General features: G+C 59.8%; 21 protein-coding genes and 4 tRNA genes. 11 read left to right on the forward strand and 14 right to left on the reverse strand.

Annotated elements, in window-relative coordinates; translation table 11 throughout:
• Window positions 1-16: 16 nt before the first annotated feature.
• Entirely contained in the window at window positions 17-346 is a 330-nt protein-coding gene (locus msub_RS05695; protein ID WP_048495123.1) for a hypothetical protein, read from the reverse strand.
• 17 nt (window positions 347-363) lie between these two features.
• Window positions 364-1722: a DUF1329 domain-containing protein gene (locus msub_RS05700; RefSeq protein WP_048496987.1), complete on the reverse strand. Its 1359-nt coding sequence runs from the start codon at window positions 1720-1722 to the stop codon at window positions 364-366.
• A gap of 254 nt (window positions 1723-1976) precedes the next feature.
• Between msub_RS05700 and msub_RS05705 the strand changes: the two genes are divergently transcribed.
• Window positions 1977-2489, forward strand: a complete 513-nt coding sequence (locus msub_RS05705) for a DUF6586 family protein (protein WP_048495124.1) — start codon at window positions 1977-1979, stop codon at window positions 2487-2489.
• Window positions 2490-2540: 51 nt separating this feature from the next.
• Window positions 2541-2801 carry a hypothetical protein gene (locus tag msub_RS05710; protein WP_048495125.1) on the forward strand — a complete coding sequence of 87 codons (261 nt, stop codon included), beginning with the start codon at window positions 2541-2543 and terminating at the stop codon, window positions 2799-2801.
• A 4-nt stretch (window positions 2802-2805) separates the two neighbouring features.
• Here msub_RS05710 and msub_RS05715 read toward each other — a convergent pair whose 3' ends face one another.
• Window positions 2806-3297 (reverse strand): cell division inhibitor SulA, encoded by a 492-nt coding sequence (locus tag msub_RS05715; RefSeq protein WP_048495126.1) that lies wholly within the window; start codon window positions 3295-3297, stop codon window positions 2806-2808.
• A 42-nt stretch (window positions 3298-3339) separates the two neighbouring features.
• A complete protein-coding gene (gene lexA / locus msub_RS05720; protein ID WP_048495127.1) occupies window positions 3340-3948 on the reverse strand; it encodes a transcriptional repressor LexA in 609 nt (202 codons plus the stop codon).
• A gap of 213 nt (window positions 3949-4161) precedes the next feature.
• Here lexA and msub_RS05725 point away from each other — a divergent pair, with 213 nt between their 5' ends.
• Genes msub_RS05725 through msub_RS05735 form a run of 3 tightly spaced genes read left to right on the forward strand, consistent with a single transcriptional unit; the run spans window position 4162 to window position 6608 of the window.
• On the forward strand, window positions 4162-5163 hold the full coding sequence (locus msub_RS05725; RefSeq protein WP_048495128.1) for an amidoligase family protein: 1002 nt from the start codon (window positions 4162-4164) through the stop codon (window positions 5161-5163).
• The gene (locus msub_RS05730; protein WP_048495129.1) at window positions 5156-5890 is read left to right on the forward strand and encodes a gamma-glutamyl-gamma-aminobutyrate hydrolase family protein; all 735 of its coding nucleotides are present in this window, start codon (window positions 5156-5158) and stop codon (window positions 5888-5890) included. Before msub_RS05725 ends, msub_RS05730 begins: the two co-directional genes overlap by 8 nt.
• Window positions 5891-5921: 31 nt before the next feature.
• Window positions 5922-6608 carry an SIMPL domain-containing protein gene (locus tag msub_RS05735; protein ID WP_048495130.1) on the forward strand — a complete coding sequence of 229 codons (687 nt, stop codon included), beginning with the start codon at window positions 5922-5924 and terminating at the stop codon, window positions 6606-6608.
• A 2-nt stretch (window positions 6609-6610) separates the two neighbouring features.
• Here the strand turns inward: msub_RS05735 and msub_RS05740 are convergent, their stop codons facing one another.
• Together msub_RS05740 and msub_RS05745 are read right to left on the reverse strand one after the other, a co-directional pair.
• Window positions 6611-10372, reverse strand: a complete 3762-nt coding sequence (locus msub_RS05740) for a translocation/assembly module TamB domain-containing protein (protein WP_082146412.1) — start codon at window positions 10370-10372, stop codon at window positions 6611-6613.
• Entirely contained in the window at window positions 10369-12123 is a 1755-nt protein-coding gene (locus msub_RS05745; protein ID WP_454786183.1) for an autotransporter assembly complex protein TamA, read from the reverse strand. Before msub_RS05745 ends, msub_RS05740 begins: the two co-directional genes overlap by 4 nt.
• A gap of 196 nt (window positions 12124-12319) precedes the next feature.
• Between msub_RS05745 and msub_RS05750 the strand changes: the two genes are divergently transcribed.
• Together msub_RS05750 and msub_RS05755 are read left to right on the forward strand one after the other, a co-directional pair.
• Entirely contained in the window at window positions 12320-13327 is a 1008-nt protein-coding gene (locus msub_RS05750; RefSeq protein WP_048495131.1) for a hypothetical protein, read from the forward strand.
• Between the two features lie 48 nt (window positions 13328-13375).
• Window positions 13376-14887: an amidase family protein gene (locus msub_RS05755; protein WP_048495132.1), complete on the forward strand. Its 1512-nt coding sequence runs from the start codon at window positions 13376-13378 to the stop codon at window positions 14885-14887.
• A 203-nt stretch (window positions 14888-15090) separates the two neighbouring features.
• On the opposite strand, the gene msub_RS05760 is transcribed toward msub_RS05755, so the two are convergent.
• Both msub_RS05760 and msub_RS05765 read right to left on the reverse strand, forming a co-directional pair.
• Window positions 15091-15167, reverse strand: a tRNA-Met gene (locus msub_RS05760).
• A 112-nt stretch (window positions 15168-15279) separates the two neighbouring features.
• Window positions 15280-16617, reverse strand: coding sequence for an acetyl-CoA C-acetyltransferase (locus msub_RS05765; protein WP_082146536.1), 1338 nt, complete (start codon window positions 16615-16617; stop codon window positions 15280-15282).
• 325 nt (window positions 16618-16942) lie between these two features.
• Here msub_RS05765 and msub_RS05770 point away from each other — a divergent pair, with 325 nt between their 5' ends.
• The gene (locus tag msub_RS05770; RefSeq protein ID WP_048495133.1) at window positions 16943-18349 is read left to right on the forward strand and encodes a 3-oxoacyl-ACP reductase; all 1407 of its coding nucleotides are present in this window, start codon (window positions 16943-16945) and stop codon (window positions 18347-18349) included.
• Window positions 18350-18468: 119 nt separating this feature from the next.
• Here the strand turns inward: msub_RS05770 and msub_RS05775 are convergent.
• From msub_RS05775 to msub_RS05800, 6 genes are all read right to left on the reverse strand, one after another.
• A tRNA-Val gene (locus msub_RS05775) sits at window positions 18469-18544 on the reverse strand.
• A gap of 8 nt (window positions 18545-18552) precedes the next feature.
• Window positions 18553-18629: transfer RNA gene (locus msub_RS05780), tRNA-Asp, on the reverse strand.
• 67 nt (window positions 18630-18696) lie between these two features.
• Window positions 18697-18772: transfer RNA gene (locus msub_RS05785), tRNA-Val, on the reverse strand.
• Window positions 18773-18933: 161 nt separating this feature from the next.
• A complete protein-coding gene (locus tag msub_RS05790; protein ID WP_048495134.1) occupies window positions 18934-19191 on the reverse strand; it encodes a hypothetical protein in 258 nt (85 codons plus the stop codon).
• 49 nt (window positions 19192-19240) lie between these two features.
• Complete coding sequence (locus msub_RS05795; protein ID WP_048495135.1) at window positions 19241-20113, reverse strand: DUF2846 domain-containing protein; 873 nt, start codon at window positions 20111-20113, stop codon at window positions 19241-19243.
• Window positions 20114-20267: 154 nt separating this feature from the next.
• Entirely contained in the window at window positions 20268-21233 is a 966-nt protein-coding gene (locus msub_RS05800) for a hypothetical protein (RefSeq protein WP_048495136.1), read from the reverse strand.
• Window positions 21234-21532: 299 nt separating this feature from the next.
• On the opposite strand from msub_RS05800, the gene purE reads away from it, so the two are divergent.
• The 3 genes from purE to sodB all read left to right on the forward strand — a co-directional run bounded on the left by purE (window position 21533) and on the right by sodB (window position 24187).
• Window positions 21533-22024 (forward strand): 5-(carboxyamino)imidazole ribonucleotide mutase, encoded by a 492-nt coding sequence (gene purE, locus msub_RS05805; protein ID WP_048495137.1) that lies wholly within the window; start codon window positions 21533-21535, stop codon window positions 22022-22024.
• Window positions 22025-22418: 394 nt separating this feature from the next.
• Complete coding sequence (locus msub_RS05810) at window positions 22419-23537, forward strand: 5-(carboxyamino)imidazole ribonucleotide synthase (protein ID WP_048495138.1); 1119 nt, start codon at window positions 22419-22421, stop codon at window positions 23535-23537.
• Window positions 23538-23608: 71 nt separating this feature from the next.
• Window positions 23609-24187 carry a superoxide dismutase [Fe] gene (sodB, locus tag msub_RS05815; RefSeq protein ID WP_048495139.1) on the forward strand — a complete coding sequence of 193 codons (579 nt, stop codon included), beginning with the start codon at window positions 23609-23611 and terminating at the stop codon, window positions 24185-24187.
• Window positions 24188-24227 lie beyond the last annotated feature (40 nt).

The raw sequence follows: 24227 nt of genomic DNA on the forward strand, positions 1-24227 counted from the left end.
AGTCAATTTTATGACGCTATCTTGGCCGACTTGAGGAAACGTTTTGATAGGCTTTTGCCGCACTGCGGTTCCGGTTCACCCCTTTCAAGCCGTCTTCCGCTTCTTTGCGGGCAATCCGGGCAGATTCATCTGCCGCGTCAACAAACTGCTGCAGTTCTTCCAGCCGGAGCCTGACCGGCTCCGGTTCCAACTCCCCCGCCTCCAGTGCTGCCAACAGGGGCTCAACCGCCGGCTTCACCCTGTTGTTCAGCTGCGCCATGGCGCCCCAGTCCTTGTCAGCCAGGGCGCGACCGAGATCCGCCAGCAGACGGTCAAGGTGTTCGAGATGAGCGTTTGAATCTGCCATTCCGGTCTCCAGTTCACTCAACGGCGGGCGGCCCGACGGGCTGATGATGCCGTGAACTCGCTGTCCCGGAACCCCGGGTTGAAGTCGTATGCCGGAAAACCATCATCCAGGCCATCAACGTAGTACCGCGCCGCTTTCAGGTCGTAGGTCATTTCCATGGTAGTCCAGAACACCGGCTCACTGTAATAGCTGATGTTGTGAGCTTCTGAAACACGCCACAGGTTTCCCTCGGCATCGTACTCCTCAGACGCCAGAATCTGCCAGCTGTCCTCGTCAACATAAAACACCCGGCGGTCATAGATATGACCGATGCCGGTCCGGCGCCTGGCTTCGACAACCCATACCCGGTGCAACTCGTAGCGAGCCAGCTCCTGGTTGATGTGGCCGGCGCGGATCACATCTTCCGGCTTCACGGTCGGGCCGTGCAGTTTGTAGGCGTTGTAGGGCACGAACAGTTCGCGTTTGCCCTTGAGCTCCCAGTCATACTGGTTCGGAGCACCGTTGTACATGTCTTTCTGGTCCACAGAACGCAGTGAGGAAGAATTCGGCAGATCCGTCTCATAGGCCAGATTCGGGGATCGGCGAAGGCGGCGGGACCCGGCGTCATAGCGCCAGGCAAGGCGGGGCGAACGCACCTGATCGAGGGTCTCATGAACCAGCGTTATGGTGCCCGCGAGCGAAGACGGCGCGATCGTGTCGGTCTTCAGGTAGAAGATTTTGTTATCGATTTCCGCCAGCTCCGCGCCTTTCTGACTGTAGGCAAAGAAGTAACTGTAATCGTTGACCACGGGGTTGAACGAGCCGTCTACCTGGGGTGTAGCCGATGAGCTTCGAAAGCGGATCTCCTCCCCCCGGTAACGCAGAATATGGTTCCAGATCACCTCCAGGCCATTGGCCGGGATCGGGAACGGGCTGGTCATAATGGTGTTCCGGACGCCATTGCCATTATCAAGCAACTCGGCGGTCACTGCGTTTTCCCGGGATTTCCCGTAGACGTGCTCGGGAAATGCCGCTGTGCGCCGGGTCCGGTATACCGGCATGAAAAAATCCGGGCCATACTTCTCCAGCATGGCAATATGGCCATCGGAGAGCCTGTCCCGGTATAGATCCAGGTTGTCGGCGGTAATCACAAACAGGGCTTCATCCTGGGGAAACGGATTTGCTTCTACCTGCCCTTTGCGCCAGCCGGCCGGAGGCTGGGTAAGCCCGCCGGTCCATTCGGGAATCGTCCCCGAGGCGTTGGCGCCGCGCTCAGCTCCGACCGGGGTGAGATCGGCACCCAGACGCTGGGCTTCGGCCGCTGTAACTTTGGACAGCGCCTGTCCGGACAAACCGAGTAGAACCGCGGCAACACCTGCAACAATAGGGCTTCGCATCCCGTACACCTCCAGAAATTCATGCAGTTGGGCAGCCGCAACGATCGAAACTCGCACAGCCGGGCGCCTTTTTGCCAAATTCAAACGGTCGTTTCAAGCGAATGTTTGTATTTTATTGTGAAGCCTGTCCGAACGGGCGGTGCCTGTCCGTACCTGACGAGCCAAAGACAGCGGAAGAAATTTCGCGGCAGAAATGGTATGCTGCAAGATTACTTTTCTGGGTTACGCCCGCGCTCTGGGACTGCAGGTACTTCATGGCCTCACAATGGCATTCACTGGTTTCGCAGAAGCTGTTTCTCGCCCGCACACTGCTCGGTCAGCTTGACCGGTTCACAGCTCAGAACGAGGAGTATGCGCCCAACGAAGCGGAACAGGCGTTACGCCGTGAAGCGGCGATTCAGGGGGCCATCGAGTTGATCTTGCGCTCCAGGCGCCTGCTTTTGGTGATGATTGCCCGGTTGTATCAGGAAAAGTCTCGGGAACCTTCAACACTGACCGAACTGGCGAGCGTGATCGGAGAGGAGTCCCGTGAAATAGACCGGCTGCGGGAGCTTGAGCACCGGGCGGGAAGCTGGTGGGACCATCTGGATCAGTTGGAAACGGCCCAGGGCCGGCCGCCAGCCACCCGAAAAACAGTCAGCACGGAAAATATCATTGCGATATCCACTGACTCGGGCCCGGACCGGTCGGCCCCGGCATTGCTGAAAACACTCAATGCCGTCAAAAACTTTGCCGATGATCTGGAAGAACAGCACAGCGAATGGTAAACGCGCCAAGCCGCCCGCTATCCGGATCGCACCAAACTAAAGGTTTACTGAATGTCACCTTCGTTTTTTGAAATCGTACAACTGACCAATGGCGATTATGCTCTGCGCCGCATTGACGACGACAGCGCACCACTGGTGAGGATCTCGTTCTCGGAAGAAGCCCGGGAAATGATGGAAGACCGCGACCTGTCCGTTGCCAAGGCGATGATCGCAGCAGGTATTGAGGCTGTCGGCAGCGTTGAGCACAACATCGACTGGGACGATGACGAGCTGGACGCCCCGGACAGCCAGCCTTCCTACACCCTGCACTGAGCGATTAACGCTGGCGCAGCACCACACCGTGACTATTGCCCTCGGCGGAAGCCTTTTGCAGGGAATCGAAGGCCGCCCGCCCCAGCTTCCGGGTCCACATGACCACCGCATGGCATGTCCCCGCGCTCAAGGCGCGCTCAGCCAGTTCCTGGGCAGGGTATTCCGGTGTTGAGCGCAGCACCAGCAGCTCCCCGGCAATAATCCCATGCATCTTCTGCCACTTGCTGACAAGCGCCTGGGGCGGATCAATCCATGCCAGCCAGCGCTTTTCCTGATTAAGCTGAGTCAGCATCGGCAACAGCAACTGGAAGTTTTCCACCTGCCCCTGGGGCAGGATAATTTCCGTTACATTTCCGGTGGCAGGCGCCTCAGAGGTATCCGCAGTCCGTCGGGCGCGAATAACAGAACGTCGCTCGCGGGCGGCGGTTGCCGGCACTGAACAGGACAGAGCATTATGTTGGTAAGCCAGATTCTGGTTGAAGCTCAGTTGTTCCATAATTCACCCATTTCTCAATAAATCTGCGGCTACCCGGACTGATCAGTGGAGATCAGAGCGGCGGATCACACCCACACCAAGACCTTCAATGAACAGCTCCTGTTCTTTCAGGTCGACTTCGATGGGCGCGAACTCCTCGTTCTCGGCAATCAGGTAGACTTTCGAGCCTTCCTTCCGGAAGCGCTTGACGGTGACCTCATCTCCCACCCGGGCAACGACCACCTGGCCGTTATGGACATCCTGGGTGCTGTGCACTGCCAGCAGGTCCCCGTCCAGAATTCCGATGTTCTTCATGCTCATGCCCCTGACCCGAAGCAGGTAATCAGCCGACGGTGAAAAGAACTCCGGCCGCAGGGTGCAATGATCCTCGATATGCTCCTGTGCCAATATCGGACTGCCGGCCGCCACCTGGCCGATCACCGGCAGACCCAGATCCTCTTCCGCCTCAGGCAGACGGATGCCCCGGCTTGCTCCGGGCACCATTTCAATGGCGCCTTTCCGGGCAAGCGCCCGCAAATGCTCCTCGGCGGCATTGGCTGAACGGAAACCCAGTTCGGCTGCAATTTCTGCACGGGTGGGCGGATAGCCGGTCTCGTCGACGTATCGGCGGATAATGTCCAGTACCTGGGATTGCCTTGCTGTAAGCTTCATTAAGCTGCTCCGCTTGGTCAGGGCCGGTGTATCCGCTTTGAAGCGATCTCTGGGGGCGCCGGCCGTCCTGTCTTTATATACAGTGTTTTGACTATATACAGTGTTTTATCCAGTGTAAAGTCCGCTTCCGGATTTTCTCTCCGGTGCTTAACAATGACGATGAATAAGGGTGTGATATGGTGAAACCCTATTTCCCTACCCTCAGGAAGCAACATGACGCAGAGCAGGGCCTGCAGGATGCCGGACATTGTCACGACCGCTGACGGCAATGAACGCAGGGTTGGCGTTGAAATTGAGCTGTCCGGCCTGGGCTACGACGAACTTGTGGCTCTGGCTGCCCGGCTCCTGGGCGGCACGCCGGTGCTCCAGTCACGTTATGTCACCAGCCTTGAAACCGCGGTTGGCGGGTTCACCATCGAGCTGGATTCCGACCCGATCAAAGACCTCGATCTGGCCGATGCGCGTCTGCCCCGCTCTATCCGGGAACTGGGCGGCCAGGCGATGGACGTGATTGATGCTGCCGCCGAACGAATCGTGCCACTGGAAATCATCAGCCCACCGCTGGCATTTTCCAATCTCGAGATGGTCGAATCCCTGGTTGACAATCTCCGGTCCGCCGGTGCCCTGGGCAGCCGTGATGCCATCTATTTTGCCTTCGGCCTGCAGCTCAACCCCGAACTGCCCGACCTCAGGCCAGCCACCCTGGTGCGCTATCTCCAGGCCTTCGCGTTACTCTACGACTGGCTCAAGGCGCGGCACCAGCTTGATATCAGCCGCAAGTTCACAACCTATATCGAGCCCTGGCACAGCCGGTACGTCGAGCTGCTGATAGACGATGATTACCAGCCGGATCTGCCGCAACTGATGGAGGATTACCTGGAGTTCAACCCGACCCGGAACCGGGCCCTGGACCTTCTGCCCCTGTTTGCCCACCTCGATCGTGAACGGCTGGGCCGCTACGTTCGGGACCCGAGAATCAAAAGCCGCCCAACCCTGCATTACCGTCTTCCGGATTGCGATATCGACAACCCCGGCTGGCACTTTTCATCGGTCTGGAATGACTGGGTGGTTCTCGAACAACTGGCCAGCCACGCCGATGATCTGGCGCAGCTTCGGGCCGTATTTCGTGAACGCCGCAAACTCAGCCTGCACAATCTGACCCACAGCTGGCTTGAAACCACCGAAGAATGGCTGGTCAGGAAGGGCTATGCCTGAGGTGAACCCGACCCGGGAGCCGGAAATACCGGGCCTGACCGTGGGCATCAGCGGCCCGGCACGAAAAAGCCTGGCGCACCGGCTGATCAGTCTTGGCCTGAGACTACATGGAGCCCGGACCTATTACATCCGGCCTGGTTCACGGGTGGATGTCTCCCTGCTCGACGGCCTGGTGTTATCCGGTGGCACCCACGTGCACCCTGAACGCTATGGCCAGCAACCGAAGGTAACGGCCCGTTATGACCGCGCGCGGGACGCTACCGACCAGTCGCTTCTGGAACAGGCGGAACGCATCGGCATTCCTGTACTGGGTATCTGCCGGGGGGCCCAGTTCATCAACGTGTTCCACGAGGGCACGTTGTGCCAGAACGTCACACCCTTGCGGGTCAACACCCGGCACCGTCCCCTGCTGCTGCCCCTGCAGACGGTTCGCCTGGTTGAGCACAGCCGGCTGAGGGAGCTGATGGATTCTCCGGTGATCGGTGCCAACCGGATTCACAGCCAGACGATCAGGCGCCTGGGCCGGAACCTGCGGGTTACCGCGGTCGATAATGATCTTTTTGTTCAGGCCATTGAAAACACCCGGGGGCAGTGGCTGATGGGCATTCAGTGGCACCCGGAGTACCTGCTGTACCACAGCGGGCACAGGCGCATCTTCGGCGAGTTTGTCGAAGCGGCGCGACGATTCAAACTGGTACGCCTGGAGCCGGACACCGGCGAGGCCTGATATCAACATACATCCCACAGGAGGAAATTCCATGGCCGGACGGAACCGAAAGTCCCGTTTTCTTCTTACCCTGGCACTGCTGGTGCCCGTTATGACTCTGGCGGGGGAAGTTACCCTCACCGGCGAGGGCAGTGTGCGCTATGAGCCGGACAGCGCCCGGCTTGAGTTCACCGCGAACGCAGAACATGCGCTGCCGCAGAAGGCCACGGAAAAAGTGGCAACCCTGGTGACGCAATGGCGGGAAGGCATCAGCGCCTACCGGGATCAGTTGGACGACTACTCCGACTCCACCGTCAATCTTTACACCCGCACCCTGCCCTCCGAGCAACGGGGTGAAGAATTGCAAAAGCTGGCGGTCGCCTCCCAGACAATCAGTTTTACCATCAAGGACCTGAGCCTGCTGAACCCCTTGTTACAACAGGCTCAGGCGCTGGGGCTGGACTACAGCCTGGGGCCGTACCAGTTCTTCCACTCGGATGAGGCCGGCATGGAGCAGGAGGCACTGGCCCGGGCCATTGCCGACGCAAGGGCCCGCTGCAGCTTCGTGGCGGAAAAACTGGGCCAGACCTGTGGCGAGGTCGTGACGATCAACGTTAATGGCGGCCATCGGCCGGTGCCGATGATGATGGCCGAAGCCAAAGCAATGTCAGATACCGTCTCGAGCGTGGGCGAACGGGAGATCCGCGCTTCAGTCAGCGCCACCTTTGAGCTGGACTGACCTCAGAAATCCCGGGTATAGAATATGTCGAGGGAAGCCGCCAGGCCGCTGGCGGCTTCCAGATAGAAATACTTGCCAAGATCGTAGCGCAGCGCGACCGTCGTGATCGGCTCGAAAACCCCGACACCATACCGCACGCTCAAATCGTCGGTGAGATAGCCACTGGCCACCACGGATGTCTGCTCGCCGGAGCCTTCGGCTTCCAGGGTGAGCTGGCGAATGCCGAGTTCCTCGCCAATCTGCCCCGTCACCTTGTTGGCCTGGGTCAGGCCCAGCGACAGTGCCGCCCGGGTCATCTGCCCCTGGTCGCCACCGCCTTGAGGAGGGCGCCCCAGGATCAGGTAGGACAGAGCATCCGTTTGTGGCATATCGGGATTGGAAAAGACCTCGGTCTGGGGTGACTGAACCGGCCCACTGAGCCGAATACCGGCGATGACAGTACCGACCTCCCGCACCGCCTCGATATCGAGGTAAGGTTGCGCCAGGTTCCCGACAAACAGCAACCGGGCTCTTTTCAGCTCCAGCTCCTGGCCGTAGGCTTCATACCGGCCATTGACCAGACGCAAGGTGCCACGGGTGTCCATGTTGTCGGTAATTCTCAACGTGCCTTCAAGATTACCGGTCAACCCGAAAGCCGCGAACGTCAACTTGTCTTCGCCCACCACAACCGTGACGTCCATCTCCAGGGAGCGGACAACCGGTTCTTCTTTCTGAGCACCCACGATCACTTCATCTTTTGACACCGATACCGCCTGCGGCGGCAACCCTTCTATCTCGATACTACCCCTGGGCACACCAACCTGACCGGTTACCTGCAACGCCCCTTCCCGAAAGGCAATCTTGAGGTCCGGCGCTATCTCAAGCCGGGCATAAGGCTCGATGTTAAAGGGAACCCGCTTCCCGGTAACCGTGATTTCACCCTCTGGCGCCCGTTGCCAGTCGAACTGGCCATCAATAATGGTCTGGCTTCGGGCGTTACTTTCGATACGGCCACTGAGCTGCGCGGAATAACCATTGAATTCAAGACTGGCGACCACCTCTTCCAGGGGCACCGGCAGCGTCGGGTCCGAGATCCGGCCGTTGGTCAGGTGCACCGCGCCGTTCACCGCCGGCTTCATCAGCGGGCCGGAAAGCTGGCCTTCACCATCGATCTGGCCAGCAATGTCCTGGATTCCGGTAAACAGGCCGGCAAGGGCGAGGTCCAGCCCCTTGAGCCGGAATGAACCATCGACCCTGCGCTCCTTCGCGGTGGGATCAAGCCCCAGATCCAGGGAAAACTCGCCAAGCTCGGGCCCCTTGAGTCGAACATCCAATTTGGCCCGCTGTGGCTTGAGGTTCATTTCGGTGGTAAAGGCGTTATAAGCCAGAGGCTCCCAGTCACCGTCAACCAGTACCTGGAACTCGCCGTCTCCAGCGTCCAGGAAAATCCGGCCATCGGGGCCGGCATCCGTGACCGAAAAGTCAATTTCCCCGTTAATCAGCGCATCCCAGCGTAGGGTTTCCGGCAGAAGCGGTGCCAGAGCCCCGGTCGGGAACCGGTTGATGGTGTAGGCAATCCGGGGCACCGGGAGCAACGTCTGGTCCTCGGCGCAGACACTGCTTTGCTGCCAGCGCCAGCAATGGTTGCCAAAGGTCAGCTCACCGCTTTCGCTGAAAGCCAGAGCGGCCGGGGATTGTAACTGCCAGCGCTGGTCCTGCTCTGGCAGAGCAATCAGCCCTCGGGCCAGGGCGCCCTGCCAGGTTTGCCAGTCTGGCCCTGCACCGCCCTCAAACGCGAGCTCCAGGTTGGCCTCGGCATGGCTGGCGCTGACGGTAATACGGTGCTCAGATTGCTGACCGTTCGCGGTTACTGTCAGCGCTTTGAGCTCCTGCCCGAACGCCGCGATATCAGACCCCTCAAGGCTGCTTGTCAGTCTCATCCCCGGTTCCAGGCGGGCATCGAGAGTCAGCCTTTCTGCCGCCAGTTTTTCCTGCCAGCTCAGGTTCCGGGCGCTGGCCTTCAGCACCGCCGTCGGATCCGTGGGGGTACCACCTGCCTCCAGAGTCGCCTGCAGACTGCCCGCAAGCCCCGGCAGTATGGCCTCGGGCCTTGGCACGGCCAGCGCCAGATTGGTGCGCAGGCGATCACCCCAGACACCGCTGCCTTCAAGCGTGTTCTCACCCACCGCCAGTTCAAGCCCGGAAAGCTCCCAGTTGCCCGACGAGGTATCCAGGTTGCCAACCAGAGAGGCGGGGTTCGAGCGCCAGGCTCCCTCGAGATTCCAGCGCGCGCTCATGTCCGGTATCTCGCCGTCCCGGAGCTGGCCTTCGGTTTTCACCTCGCCGCTGAGACTGGCTTCCAGGGCCGGCACCCAAAACCCCGGATTGAAGTCCTTGAGCTGCAACGCCGCCTGCCACGCCACCGCGCCGGCATAGTTCACGGATCCGTTACCCACCAGTGAGCCGGCGCCGGTGACCAGGGCAAGGTCCGTCAGCCGGACTTTCTCCAGGTCGCCATCGACCGTGGCCGACACTTCTGCCTTGCCCTGGGGACTGTCCACCTCGGCAGTCAGCTGCGCCTGGTAATTGCCTTCCTGCCAGCTAACGGTGCCATCGAGGGATTGCAGGGAGACCGGCGGCGGCCCCAGTTGGGGAACCAGCGTGTACCAGGGAAAACCGCGAAGCCGCAGGTCTGCACTGGCGTTCAACCCACCGATCCAGTTCACCTTCCCGGTCGCGACCACGGTATCCTGGCCACTCCCGGATTCGTTGGCGGTCGCCAGTTCGATACGGACATCCTGCGCCGCCTCGGTGGTGACCAGCCCCTCGAGCAGGAGTTTTACCGGCCCTGTGGTGCCGGGAAGTCGGGCCTGCCCTCGGGTACGGAAGCCGTTTTGCAAGCTGCCCTGGGCCTCGACAAACCAACCCCGGAGCATCAGGGTTTCCGGCAGCGCAGGCGTCGCCAGGAACTTGTCGGACGTCACTTTCAGGCGGGCCGGGAGCGCCGGATCCAGCGGCTGGACCTGACCTTCCAGGCTGGCCTCGAGATAGCCACGGCTGCGGGCGTTCACCATCAAGTCCCGGACACTCCCAGAAAGCGTGGCCTCGACAACCCACTCATCACCATAGGGCGGCGGCAGACTGGCCGTAACCTCCAGGTTGACCGGCCAGTCCCGGCGGGTTTCGACCCGGCCGGAGGCGGTAACCTTGTAGTCGTCAAGCCGATACAGGAGTCGGTCAATGTTCCAGGCGGCGCCGGATCCGCCGGCATCCAGCTCCAGCCGATCCCAGATTTTGGTGCCGTTGAAGGTGAGCGTCCCCATCCGGACGCCGGTGACTCTCAGACCCAGGGGCAGGTCCACGCCGGGCAGGGTTACGCCGCCGGAGCCACCGGATTTATCCGCCGGTGGCAGTTGGGTAATCGTGAGTTTCTCCGCCTGCAGTGTGTCCAGGCAGAGCTGCTTGCGGAGCAGGCAGGACGGAGACCAGTCCACCCGGGGTGCCTGCACGATGACCTCAACCCCGTAGCCCCGCCATTCCAGGTGCCGGGCCTGCCACTGCCCCAACAGCGAACCACGGCCATGTGTTACCTGCAGTCCCGGCACCTGGTCGATCACCCAGGCGGTTCCGGTTTCCGAACGCAGGGCCAGAAGAACCGCCGAGACAAGCAGAACGGGCAGGAGCACCAGTAACCCCAGGCACAAAAGCAGCCAGAAACGCAGCCGGTGCCTCGCCCCTGGCCGCTTCGGTTTCTGGTCTGTGGGTTGTTCCGGCGTCTGCGTCACAGCTCAGGCCCCATGGAAAAGTGTATGCGCCAGCCCCCGCCAAATTCCGGGTCCAGCCCCTTGGCTATGTCCAGGCGCAGCGGTCCGACCGGACTGATCCAGCGAATACCGACACCAGCACCGGTGGCCAGGGGATCGCCCAGATCATTGATGGCGTTACCCTGGTCCACAAACAGAGCCGCCCGCCACTGGTCGGCGAACTGGTACTGATATTCGACACTTCCAACCATCAGATAGCGGCCGCCCACCGGAACGCCGTTATCGTTCTCCGGCGACAGGGTCTTGTAGCCATACCCGCGCACACTCTGGTCACCACCGGCGAAGAAGCGCAGCGATGGAGGAACATCCTCAAAACGGTTGGTGGCAATGCCCCCGATCTGAAACCGGGCCAGAAAACGGTGGTTACCCGCGAGTGTATACAATCCCTTTGCCAGCGCATCCACATGGAGGATATCCACGTCGGAGAGAAGCGCCGTATGCGATCCGGTTGCGTTAAACTGCAACCGGTAACCACGGGAGGGATCCAGCGGTGAGTCAGCGTGGAGCTTGGAATAACCAACGCCCGGCAGGAGCAGGGAGCTGGTTCCGGTCTCATCATTGCCGATGTTAAAGCGCTCCCCTTCCCAGCGCAGGGACAATACCTGCAGCCAGCCATCCTCAAGCTGGTGCTGCCATTGTTGCCCGAACGTCAGCAGTTCCGATTCGACGTTTTCAATGTCTTCTCTCTGATAACCACCGGTCAGTCGGATCAGGTCGGTCATGGGCGGGTCCAGCGGCAGTTCATACCAGGCGCTCAGGCTCTGCCGGGGTTGGGACAGCTCGGTTTCCGCGCCGCGTTTATGGCCCTTGGGGTTGATCCAGTGCTCTCGCCAGGTGCCCCGCAACCGTGGCCCGACGTCGGTGGAGAAACCGATACCGGCGGCCACCGAGCGCGGCTCGCGCCGGGTAAGGGCAACGCTGACCGGAATCACGCCCTTTTCAGCGTTGGCCGGGGAGGCGTCGATATCCACCCCCCGGAAATAGCCGCTGTCCTGCAAATCATTGTTCAGTTTTGCAATCTTGTCGGCATGATACGGTGTGCCCGGCTGGAAGGTAACGAACCGGTTCAGAAGATCGGTTTCAAACCAGTGCCCTTTCTCGAAGGTCACGTCTCCCAACAGGTATCGTTCCCCACTCTCGTAGATCAGGGTGATCGCGGCCGTCCGGGCTGCAGGGTCGACCTTCAGGGTATGGGTGACAAACTTGCCGTCAAAATACCCCCGGCGGCGCGCCCGGGTCTGGATGGTCTCCCGGAGATTGGTGTACTCGCCGTGATTGAGAACCTCGCCTTCCGCGGGATGGACCGGGAGATTGCCGGTAAACGGCCTATCGGAGGAGGCCGGCCCCCTGATTTCAACAGTGCGGGAGGTCACCCGGACCGGCTTCCCGGGATCGATGGACAAGATCAACGTGGCCGTTGTTTCCGAATCGCCTTCCCGTACCCGCCAGTCAATCGTCGGGCTGTAATAGCCAAGAGCCCGCAAGGCTTCTTTGGCCTGGTTCACCGCCGTGGGTGCGTAGCGACGAAGATTTCCCTCGCTGCGGCCTTCCACGTCACCAATAAAAGCCTCGGCATTGGCCTTGAGATTGGGGTAATCCCCTTCCATCTGCACGTCGACCTGTTGCGCCACAGCCCAGCCAGGCAGCCAGCAGAGTAACGCCAAAAACAGCCGGATCCGGCCCGGTTTCGCAACTTGGTAGTTTGATAGCATCCGGCTATTTCAGTATTGGTGGTAACAAGAAAGATTTCCGTTCAAGCGTGGGAGTTTAATGGCACCTGGTCAAGTTAATCCACGGTTGGCCGCACCGCCTCCGGAGCCCGGCGTCCGGGCGAGTCGTTTGTACTGACCAAATAAGCTAACCTGTCAGGTACTTAGCAACAGTTGGCAACAGACCGGACCCAGGCGAATGCTGAAGATAAACCGAGAAAACCTCAAATCCAGCCACCAGCTCATCTGGTTTATCATCGATTTCCTGATGCTGGGGCTGCTGATTCTCAACCTGGCATTCATCATCTGGGATTCGATCTACAACTTTGTCGCCATCCAGAATCTGCTGAAAGAATACGCCCCCACTATCCAGTCCATGTACCACCCGATCCATGAGCGGTTCATTTTTTACGATCTGGTGTTTGTCAGCATCTTCCTGACCGAGTTCTTTGTCCGCTGGGGCTACGCCATCAAGGCCAGGGTCTACGACCGCTGGTATTTCTACCCGTTTATCCACTGGTATGACCTGGTCGGCTGCATTCCTGTCGGCAGCCTGCGCTTCCTCCGTATTCTCAGGGTGATCTCCATCATCTATCGCCTGCACCAGTACAAGATCATTGATGTTACGAGCACCAGAATCTATCAGTTCCTCAATTTCTATTACGAAGCGTTTATGGAAGAACTGTCGGACCGTATCGTGCTCAAGGTACTGAGCGGCGTGCAGGAGGAAGTGAAACGCGGTTCCCGGCTGTTCGAAAACATCCAGCAGGACATTCTCTACCCGCGCCGGGACATGCTGTCAGACTGGATTTCAGCCCGGGTCGCCGAGGCCGCCCGGGAGGGCTACGTCCCCAACCGCGGCGCGCTCAGAAGTTATCTGGAGAGCCGGGTCGATAATGCCCTGAAACAGAATCTGGAGCTGTCACGCCTGAAATACCTGCCCATGGTCGGGCCAACCATCCAGGAAACCCTGGAAGAGGCAGTGGGCGACATTGTTGCCAATGTTATCCACCAGATCCTTGATGACCTGGCTTCGGCGTCCAACCACGCCTTCATTGAGGACATCGTGAACGTTTTCCTTCCGACACCCGAGGAGGGGCAACCGGATGAAGCCCGCAATGAGGCACTGATCACCCTGATCATCGAGATCATTGATGCGGTCAAGGGCCAGGTGAAGGTGAAACACTGGCGCTCAGAGCTTCCCTGAGCCACTGGTAACCGCTGACTGACTACTCAACAAAAAACGAGAACATCCATGGATTCACCGAACCGTCCCTTGCACTCTGCATTGCGCTCTCCATTGCACTATCAGCCGGCCCATGAACTCCTGGACCAACTGGAGGCCGGAACCCTGACCAGCGAGACACTGGTCAGCAGCCTGCTGGCTCGAATCCGCGAACACAACCCGGCCATCAATGCCATTGTAACCCTGGATGAACAGCGGGCGCTGGCCCGCGCCCGGGAGGCGGATAAACAACGCGCGGCCAATGCCATAAAAGGCCCGCTGCACGGTCTGCCGCTCACCCTGAAGGACACCTGGGAAGTGGCGGGCATGGCCTGCACGGCCGGGGCGCCGGCACTGAGAAACCACCGGCCGGACACGCATGCCGATGTCGTCCAGCGGCTGGAGGACGCCGGAGCGATCATTCTGGGCAAGACCAACGTGCCGATCTATGCCACCGATCTGCAAAGCTACAACAAGCTGTTTGGTGTCACCAATAACCCCCACAACCCCGCCCACACACCCGGCGGATCCTCCGGTGGTGCGGCCGCGGCGCTTGCTGCCGGCATGACGCCTCTGGAGGTGGGCAGTGATCTGGCCGGCTCCATACGCACGCCCGCACACTTCTGCGGCGTATTCGGCCACAAGCCAACCCGCGCGCTGGTTTCCTTCCGGGGCCATATTCCCGGCCCCCCGGGCACCCAGTCCCGGCCGGATCTGGTCGAGGGCGGCCCAATGGCCCGCAATGCCAGGGATCTCGAACTGCTGTTGCGAGTCATTGCCGGGCCCCGGCCTGCCGATCAACGCAGTTGGGCCCTGAACATGGCGCCATCCGGGCTGCAGGGCCTTGATCAGGCCCGTATCGGCTTGTGGCTGGAAGACCCGCTGTGCCCGGTGATGGAGGAGCTGTCCGAAGGCTATCGCACCCTCGGCAAAGCCCTGGCCGACAGGGGGGCCCTGGTGACTGAGGCCAGCCACCCTCTGCTCAGCCTGGAGCATATCCTGCCGCCTTACTTCAATCTTCTGGGCAGCTTGCTCAGCACCTCCCTGAAACCCGCTCAGCGCCGGCAGATGAAATGGATCGCCCGGCTCGGCCCCTGGTTGCGGTTTCTCGGCCCCACCACGGCGTTTATCGATGAGTACGGCCGGGGCGTGAATCAGCCGGTGCATCAATGGACTGTCTGGAGCGAAATGCGGGAGAAAATGCGGGCGGAAATCGAATCCCTGTTCCGGGAGGTGGATGTGTTGCTCACCCCGATAACGCCGACAACCGCCATCCAGCACAACCATACCTACCCGGTGTTCAAGCGGCGTATCACCGTTGCCGGCCAACCAAGGGCCTATATGGATCAGTTCTGCTGGATTGCCCTTGCCACCCTGCTGGGCCTGCCAGCCACCTCAGTGCCCATCGGGCGGACTGCAGAAGGCCTGCCGTTCAGTGTTCAGGTGATCGGTGCGCCGGGGATGGACCTGACGACCATCGGCTTTGCGCAATTGCTGGAGGACGCGGGGCTTGCCGGGTTTGTTAAGCCGGAGGGTTTCTGAAAGGCCGGGCGTCAGTTTGGAGGAGATAAAACGAACAAAGCCCGCGAAAGCGAGCTTTGTTTCAAAAATGGTAGCGGGGAGCGGACGCGATCAAGCGTTCGCGGCGCCGACAAAGCAGCACGCAGTGCTGAAAAAGAGTCGGAGACTCAAAAGCCCCGGCTTAAAAGCAACAAAGCCCGCGAAAGCGAGCTTTGTTTCAAAAATGGTAGCGGGGGCTGGATTCGAACCAACGACCTCCGGGTTATGAGCCCGACGAGCTACCAGACTGCTCTACCCCGCATCAAACTTTTACTCAAAACTGTTTGTTTCTCAGGGAACCCCTGATCAACGTGGCGCGCATGGTAAGGGCTCGGCCTGGACTTGTCAAAGGAAAGTTCTGAAGTTTCCAAAACTTACCGCTCCAGAATGGCCGTAACCCCCTGCCCGCCGGCCGCGCAGATCGATATCAGGCCGCGGCCACTGCCTTTTTCCTCCAGCAGCTTGGCCAGGGTTGCAACAATACGCCCACCGGTAGCAGCGAACGGGTGGCCCGTGGCCAGGCTGCTGCCTTTCACATTGAGTTTAGCCCGGTCGATGCTGCCCAGCGGCTTGTCCAGCCCCAGGCGCTCCTTGCAGAAGACGGGATCTTCCCAGGCGTTCAGGGTACACAGAACCTGCGCAGCGAACGCTTCGTGAATTTCGTAGAAATCAAAATCCTGAAGCGTCAGCCCCGCTTTTTCCAGCATCCGGGGCACTGCGTAGGTCGGCGCCATCAAAAGCCCCTCCTTCTTGTCGACAAAATCGACCGCGGCAACTTCAGAGAAGGTCAGCCAGGCCTTCACTTCGCAGTTGTTCGCCTTCGCCCACGCCTCACTGGCCAGCAGCACGCAGGACGCACCATCAGTCAGCGCGGTGCTGTTGGCCGCCGTGAGCGTGCCGTTCTCCCGGTCGAACACCGGCTTGAGCGTCGCCAGCTTCTCCAGGGTCGTGTCCGGCCGCAGGATATTATCCCGTTCCAGGCCCGCCAGCGGGGTCAGCAAATCGGTAAAGAATCCCTCCTCATAGGCCTTGGCCAGTTTCTGATGACTCTCCCAGGCCACGCGGTCCTGGTCTTCCCGGGCAATCCCCCACTCCTTCGCAGTCACCTGGGCATGCTCACCCATCGACATCCCCGTGCGCGGCTCACTGTTCTCCGGCACCTCCGGCTTCAGATACCCCGGCCGGAACCGCGCCAGAATCTTCAGCCGCTCACCGGTGGTTTTGGCCCGGTTGAGATCCAGCAGAATCCCCCGCAGACCCTCACCCACACCAATCGGCGCATCGGAGGTCGTGTCCGTACCCCCAGCGATACCACACTCAATCTGCCCCAGGGCGATCTTGTTGGCCACCAGAATCGCTGCCTCCAGCCCCGTCCCGCAGGCCTGCTGAACATCATAAGCCGGCGTCTCCGGCGCCAGCCCACAACTCATCACCGACTCCCGGGTGAGATTGAAATCCCGGGAATGCTTGATAACCGCCCCGGCGGCCACCTCACCCAGCCGTTTACCCTGAAGACTGTAGCGATCCACCAGCCCCCGAAGCGCCGATGTCAGCAACTCCTGGTTACTGATCTTGCTGTAGGCGGTGTTGGACCGGGCAAACGGAACCCGGTTACCACCAATGACCGCAACACGTCGAATCCCGGAAGGGGCGGTACTGGTCTTTTTTGCGGTGGGCGTTTTGTTTTGAGTAGTTTTCGGTGCCTGTGCCATGATCATTACATTCCTTTTTGAGATATCTGCGTTGTCCGAAGAGGCATCGGGGGTGGGCTTCCCAAAACCGTGCGGAGCCAGGGATGGCGGAGCCGAGCGTACATGGACGTATTCACAGCGTGTTTTGGGAAGCCCACCCCCGATGCCTCCGCACCCAAGTCAAAAATCCGTAAATGCAAAACAGTTTAGCGAGAACACCATGTGGCTCATTGGCACCCCTGACAACACCCTACAGGCATTGAGTCAATCCAAAAACTGTCCGATTCTTTACCCTGTAGGACAATCCGCAGCCAGTCAACCAATTGCAACCAACAAGGAAGCCCCCATGTCCGACCTCTACCTCAAAATAGTAAACACTGCCGCAGGCAAAACCGCAGCCCAAACCCTCGGACTGCCCGCACCCGTGCCCCTGAAGCGCCTCAGGCGCACCGACCAGCCGTTCATTGAAGGCGACATTCTCATCGGCGCCGCCGGCGGCGCAAAAGCCGTAGCCACCCTTGGCAGCGTACTCAGCGCCAGCGCCGCCAACCTGCACCACGCCAGCGGTAACCAACGGCTGAACGACTCCGCCAAAGCCGGCAACAAAGCCCAGCCACTGGAACTCGGCGCTGACATCCACCAGACCTTCTCAGCCCTGGTGTTCGACGCCACCGGCCTCAGGAGCCCGGACGACCTCCGGGCGCTGTACGACTTTTTTCACCCTACCATCAAGAAACTGGGCGGCAACGCCCGTGTACTGGTGATCGGCCAGAATCCCGCCAGCTGCCGCAAGCCCCCCCATGCCGCCGCGCAGCAGGCGCTGGAGGGTTTTGTCCGTAGTGTCGGCAAGGAAATCGGCAAAAAGGGTTCCACCGCCAACCTGCTGTGGATGGCGCCGGGCGCCGAAAAGCAGCTGGATTCCAGTGTGCGCTTCTTTCTCTCGCCCCGCTCCGCTTACGTCTCCGGTCAGGTGGTCAAAATCGGCAAGCGGGAGTCCTCCAAAGCCACCAACCCTGTTGCGCCACTGACCGGCAAGGTTGCCCTGGTAACCGGCGCCTCCCGGGGTATCGGGGCCGCCATCGCCGAAACCCTGGCCCGGGACGGCGCCACGGTCGTCGGCCTGGATATCCCGCCGGCCATGGAGGAACTGGAGAAGGTCACCAGCGCCATCAACGGCAAGGCCCTCGCCTGCGACATCACCGATGCCAAAGCCCCGAAACTGATCGGCGATTTCCTTGAAGAGCATTTCGGAGGCGTGGACCTGGTCATCCACAACGCCGGCATCACCCGGGACAAAACCCTCGGCAACATGCCCGAACACTTCTGGGACATGACCATTGCCGTGAATTTGAGTGCGGAAGAACTGATTGATGAGGAACTGATACACCGGGAACTGCTGAAAGAAAACGGGCGAATCGTCTGCATCTCCTCCATCAGCGGCATTGCCGGCAATTTCGGGCAGACCAACTACTCCACCGCCAAATGCGGGGTCATTGGCTATGTCGAGGCCATGGCCCGGCAGGTGAGAAACGGCGTCACCATCAACGCCGTGGCCCCCGGGTTTATCGAAACCCAGATGACTGCCGCCATGCCCATCACCCTCCGCGAGGCCGGCCGCCGCATGAACAGTTTGTCCCAGGGCGGACAACCGGTTGATGTTGCCGAAACCATCGCCTGGTACTGCAGCCCCGCCTCCAACGGCGTCAATGGCAATGTGGTGCGGGTTTGCGGGCAGTCTCTGATAGGCAAGTGAACATGGGGTCAGATGAAGATGGGGTCAGATGAACTTTTCATCTGACCCCATCTTCATCTGACCTCGATTTCCAGGCACAAAAAAAGGCCGATCCTGACGGACCGGCCTTTTCGGAATTCTGGTGGGTGGTACTGGGATCGAACCAGTGACCCTCGCCTTGTAAGGGCGATGCTCTCCCAGCTGAGCTAACCACCCGGGAAAAATGGCGGAGCGGACGGGACTCGAACCCGCGACCCCCGGCGTGACAGGCCGGTATTCTAACCAACTGAACTACCGCTCCGCATCAATTCTGGCCCGTGAGCCTGAACCTGAAACCGGACGGGGTGATCCGGTGATGCTTTTGAAAGTGGTGGGTGGTACTGGGATCGAACCAGTGACCCTCGCCTTGTAAGGGCGATGCTCTCCCAGCTGAGCTAACCACCCGCTTCCAAGCCTTCAAAAGGCGCTCACCTGATTGCCAGCCTTGCTGTCTCAACCAAGTGAGAGGCGCATTTTAAGCATTTGGCTGACGGTGTCAAATATTTTCCGGAACTTTTCTGAGAAAACCTGCAAGCCGTTAGAAACCGGACGGTTTTTAAACAATTCTAGTTTTCCCGCGGGGCCTTGCCAGAGGGTTTGACAGCGCGTATCGCCGGACGAGTCTGGCCAGCCTGCCGGGCTTTTTCCTGCAGTGACAGCTCACTGACACGGCCACGCCTGTCTTCCGGAACGGCCCGGTTCGCCAGCGAGCAGTTCAGATCGTCAAGCCGCTTCTGAAGATCGCCCCAGCTGTCCAACAGTTGGGGAACGACGTTATCCGCCAGTTTCTCGAATCTGAGACGAAGAGAATTCTTGCGAGCCATTGGTTTTTAACTTCCTGAGTCTTTCACCTGTCCACAGTGTAGTCAGCCCTCAGAAAATCCACCAGCCGCCGCCGGATTCGGCTTCCTCTTGCCGCTCTCGCTCCCGCTCCAGCCGGGCGTACTCCCGTTCCAGCTTTCTGATCTCGCGGTCGGTTTCCAGAGGCACTGTCGGTCCGCCACCAAACGGCCAGAACCAGGACGCAGATTCGTACTTGCCCGCCTCCTTCAGGCGCTCGATCTCAAGCTCGCGTTCCTCCTCAAGCCGGGTGAGTTGCCGCTCGTAATCAATATCCTCGGTGGTTTCAACAATCGACGTGGCCGCATGGTTCGGCGCCAGCAGATCGCTGTTCAGGAAGCGGGTGGAGACAATCTCTTCCGCCTGCATTGCATAGTCCCGGGTGACCAGCTGCAATGCGCCCTGGGCCAGCGGGTCATCGGGGGCCAGTTCAGGATGCCGCCGAGCCGGCTCCGAGAGTTCATTGTACCGAAGGTAATAGATCTGGCCGGGCTCAACCTTCAGGGTGGCATCGGCAATCAGGCTGAGGCTGAAAGAATTCAGTCCTTCCAGGCCCAGCAACGGTCGGCGCATGGCAATGTGACGCTCCCCCGGGCTGACTTCCAGCCAGGTATAACTGTCGTTTCGGATATTGAAGTAGTGTGTGTCGTCGATATAGACGCTTGGCGCCTCAATCTCGTCAGCCGCCCACTGGGAGTGGGGCCGGTAAAAATACAGCAGCGCATTCCGGTGATCCCACTTTTCATTGGCGATGTGCACGAAATCGTGACCGGAAACCGGGTGCAGGTAGGAGCCAACACTCTTGCCGATCGACTGGTAGACCGTGCAACCCGACATCGCCAGCAGCAAAGACAACAGGGCCAGCGGCCGGAAGACAGACACAATAGAGGGCACTCGGGTTTTCATTGTTGTTAACTCTTCATCCTGATTGCGAGTTGCCTGATCATAACAACTGCCAAACGGCAGAAATGAGAGCTACCGCAAGGGATGACTACAAACCGTTACAAAACCCGAAATGCCCTGCCTCCACGCGATCGCTCGCCCCTGCTTGCGGCCCCCTCTACTGGGCCCGGAGCCGGTTCACCTCCTCAGACAGCCGGATCAGGCGAGAGGTCAGCTGTGAGCGGGATGCATCAATGGATTCCACCGTCCGTTTGAGGCTCGCCAGCTCGTTCCGGAGCTCCTTGACCCCGCTGCCGCCGGCAAGCTGATTGACCGATCGCTCCAGAGCGGCAACCCGGCCTTCCAGCCCGTTTATTCCCAGTTTTTGCTCGCGCTCAAAACGCTGAATCCGGTTCTCAACCAACTGGTCCACATCCGCCATCTGCTTGCTCAACCGGGTAAGCTGCTCCGTCGCCTGCCGGTTTGCCTCCTGCAGGGCCGTTACCGAGGTTTCAGTCTGTTGCTTCACGGAGGCGATATCGGCCGAAAGCGACGTGCGGACCTTCTCGACGGAGGCTTCAAGCGCATCGATTGCCTGCGTGCCCTCAGCCAGCCCGGACTCCAACGCCGCAATCCGCTCCTGCTGTTCATCCAGACGCTTCTTGTTGCGCTCATTGGCAATCACCCAAAGCTTCCGGATCTCACTGTCTGCAGCATCCAGCCGCTTCTTCTGGGCGGCAATCTGGTCCTCCAGCGAGGCTCCCCGTTCCTGAAGGTTCTCCCCCGTCTCGGATAGATCCCCCTGGAACCGGGCCAACGCCAGCTTGCTCTGCCGCGCCCAATAGTCGGCCTCTTCAAGCTGACTTTCGAGAGCCCGCACCCGCTGGCTCTGGGAATACCAGGCGACACCCGCACCAACGGCCACCGCAATCACCAACAACCAGAGCACGGCCAGACTCCCGCGACCACTGCCCCCGTTACCGCTCCTGCCGCTCCCGCCGGCACCGGATGGCGGCTCACGCCGCGGTGGTTCGCCCTTCCCGGCGGACGATGGTTTCGGCTTCCTCTCCGCCGCCCTGGGCTCGGCACTGCCAATCGGTCGCTCGGCTCTCAGCTCATCATCATCTGGACGGATGGGTTCCATTACAGCTCCTGACTATGGACGGTTTGAACAATAAGGATGGATAATACCTGCACTTGTTCGCATGTGAAAATGAAGCCGGGCTTACGCGGCCACTGCCACGAAGCTCAGGGGGCAGGATGGAGGCTCTTTCCGGAAATGTCTGAAGCCATGAATGGCTTCAGTCAAGCGCACAGGGATATGCTCGTAGCGGTTTCCGGAAAGAGCCTCCATCCTGCCCTGCCTCCGAAGCCAGAAGTTTGCATGGTAGGTAGCCAAAACATACAATGGCCGGCTTTCCAATTATCACAGGACTGTTGCATATGCAGCCGCTTGTAGGACTCATCATGGGTTCCAAATCCGACTGGCCCACCATGGAACACGCCGCCGACATGCTCGAAAAACTCGGCGTGCCCTATGAAACCAAAGTCGTCTCGGCCCATCGCACCCCGGACCTGCTGTTTGACTACGCCAAAACCGCTGCCGATCGCGGCCTGAAAGTCATCATCGCCGGCGCCGGCGGCGCAGCGCACCTGCCAGGCATGGTTGCCTCACAAACCGCCCTGCCCGTACTGGGCGTACCGGTTCAGTCCAAGGCTCTGAACGGCCTGGATTCCCTGCTCTCCATCGTCCAGATGCCCGGCGGCATCGCAGTTGGCACACTGGCCATAGGAAAAGCCGGGGCCACCAACGCTGGCCTGCTGGCAGCACAGATTATCGGCACTTCAGACGACAACGTCCGAAAAGCCGTGGAAAAATTTCGCTCTACTCAAACACAGACAATACTGGCCAATCCTGACCCTCAGGATCAGTAATCAGAACTGGGTGCCAGGCCCCGGAGCCAAACTCCGGAGAAAGGAGCCTTCGGGAGATGCCCTTCCAAAACACGCTACAAGCACGTCCATGTGCGCTTGTTTCGGGCCATCCATGGCCCTCTACAGTTTTGGAAGGGCATCTCCCGAAGGCTCCCCCAGCTTTGGGTGGTTCATCATAAATGGCACCATGGTCAGACGAACTAAGCCACGCGTTGACTCCCAAGTCTGCTGAGCGGGGTGGAAACCCTTTTCCAAAACTGTGCGGAGCCATGGATGGCGGAGCCCAAGCGTCACATGGACGTGCCGCAAGGAGCGTGTTTTGGAAAAGGGTTTCCACCCCGCTCACACTCCGAAAGTCAGACGCTAATCGCCAAACACTGGCAGGAGAACACAAATGAGAATTGGTGTACTGGGCGCCGGCCAACTGGGAAGAATGCTGGCACTGGCCGGATACCCACTGGCCAAGACCTTTGTTTTCTATGACATGTCCGGCAGCCCCAGTGCCGGCCTTGGTGAAGTCATCATCGACCGTGACGGCCAATACCTGGACGACTTCCTGTCCCGCGTGGACCGGGTTACCTACGAATTTGAACACCTGCCGGTCGAGGTTGCCGAGAAAATCGCCGCCCACAAACCGGTACACCCCTGCCCCCGAGCCCTGCAGGTGTGCCAGAACCGCGAGGCGGAGAAAACCCTGTTTGGCCAACTGGGCATCCCCACGCCGGAGTGGAAAATTGCCGACAGCGCCGCCGCCCTGAAAGCCGCCGCCGAAGAGCTTGGCTGCCCGGTGGTGGCAAAATCGAACACCGAAGGTTACGACGGCAAGGGCCAGGCAGTCCTGAAAAGCCCGGAAGATGCCGAGGCAGCATGGGACTCCATCGGCCATCCGCGCCTGATCGTGGAAAAATTTGTCGACTTCCACCGGGAAGTCTCGATCATCGCGGTCAGAGCCGAAGACGGTGATCTCGCCTTTTACCCGATGGCGGAAAACACCCACCACGAAGGTATCCTGCGCTACTCGATTGCCCCGGCACCGAAGCTTGAGAGACACATCCAGGAAGATGCCGAGCGATACATCAAGGCACTACTGAACGAATTGGATTATGTCGGCGTACTGACCCTTGAGCTGTTTGAGACTTCCGAAGGCCTGGTGGCCAACGAGATGGCCCCGAGGGTCCACAACTCCGGGCACTGGAGCATCGAAGGGGCGATGACCAGCCAGTTCGAAAATCACATCCGCGCAGTAAGCGGCCATCCCCTGGGCAATGTCGCTCCCCGCGGGCTGAGCTGCATGATCAACATCATCGGCGAGCACGGCGATATCGAGCGCATCCTCGAACTGCCCTATGCCCACGTTCACCTCTATAATAAAGGGGAGCGGCCGGGCCGTAAGCTGGGCCATGTGAACATTCTTGCAGACAGCTACGAGGAGCTGGTGTGGCGTGTAAAGAACTGCGCGCAGTTCCTGCCCGGCAGCCCGGAGTTTAAAAGTTCTTTGACAGCAAAGGGTTGATCTGACTCAAATCGACCCTATATTAGGACGACGTACATTCACATAAATAGAGAGACAGGGAGAACGACCTCATGGCATTTGAACTTCCCGCACTGCCTTACGAAAAGAACGCACTGGAACCGCATATCTCTCAGGAAACCCTTGAGTACCATTACGGCAAGCACCACAACACCTACGTAACCAAGCTGAATGGCCTGGTCGAAGGTACCGATAACGCCAACAAGTCTCTTGAAGACATCATCAAGAGCGCCAGTGGCCCGCTGTTCAACAACGCCGCGCAGGTGTGGAACCACACCTTCTACTGGCACTGCCTGAGCCCGAACGGTGGCGGTGAGCCGACCGGCGCAGCCAAGGAAGCCATCGAAAAAGCGTTCGGCTCCTTCGAAGACTTCAAGAAAGAGTTCAACGACAAGGCCGCCAACAACTTCGGCTCCGGCTGGACCTGGCTGGCGAAGAAGGCCGACGGCAGTGTTGCCATCGCCAACACCAGCAACGCCGAAACCCCGCTGACCGGTGCCGACAAGCCGGTACTGACGGTCGACGTGTGGGAACATGCGTACTACATAGACTACCGCAACTCGCGCCCGAACTATCTGGAAGCCTTCTGGAACCTGGTCAACTGGGATTTCGTGAACGAAAACCTGGCCTGATCCGGCCCAGTTACCCAGTGCAGCGATTAAACGCTGCGAG

Origin of the sequence: Marinobacter subterrani (assembly GCF_001045555.1) — a bacterium.
Lineage (GTDB): Bacteria > Pseudomonadota > Gammaproteobacteria > Pseudomonadales > Oleiphilaceae > Marinobacter > Marinobacter subterrani.